Genomic DNA, 555 nt, shown 5'->3' with positions numbered 1-555 from the left:
GCAATCATAGGCAATGCTTATGAAGCGATACCATCCTCCTCCTTCTGGTGCATTGAAGCTTAAGGTTATATCTGGCACATCAAGGCGTTGTTCATATGGAATATCGAATGTTGCATATAGTTGCCAGTCGCTCCATGTAATGTTGTTTTCGCTGTATGCATAATAAACCTCTACCTTGCATACTCCTACTGGTCCGCTTACCTCTGCTCCATGGTCAATTATATCAACAACTGTTATGTTGAATGGAATTTCCTCCTGCTCATATGGTTCAATATCAGCAACTCTTGAAGTTGGTGGCATGTAATCAATGTAAATATGCTGTTTGCTCTTCTGCTTGTCTTCAACATGTCCAACATTATCAACCGCCCAGTGATAGATTTCAATTATTGTCTTGTTCAGGGTTGGCCTGGCATTGAAGTAATCTTCAACCGTTGCATCTGGATCATTTAATATTATCCTTACCGCCTCTTCTATTGTGAAGTAATTCTTGTTATGTGTTTCATCTCCTCTCTTCCATAGCAATATTGGCTCTTCATTCCAGAACTGATACCATAT

1 protein-coding gene is annotated in these 555 nt (G+C 39.8%); it reads right to left on the bottom strand.

Going from position 1 to position 555, the window contains the following annotated elements:
* On the bottom strand, positions 1 to 555 hold a 555-nt coding region (locus H5T45_07725; GenBank protein MBC7129586.1), incomplete at both ends, for a hypothetical protein.

This window comes from Thermoplasmatales archaeon (assembly GCA_014361245.1).
In the GTDB taxonomy this organism is placed as follows: domain Archaea; phylum Thermoplasmatota; class E2; order UBA202; family JdFR-43; genus JACIWB01.
The sequence above is the reverse complement of the archived record's forward strand: the minus strand, read 5'-3'. Positions and strand labels throughout refer to the sequence as shown.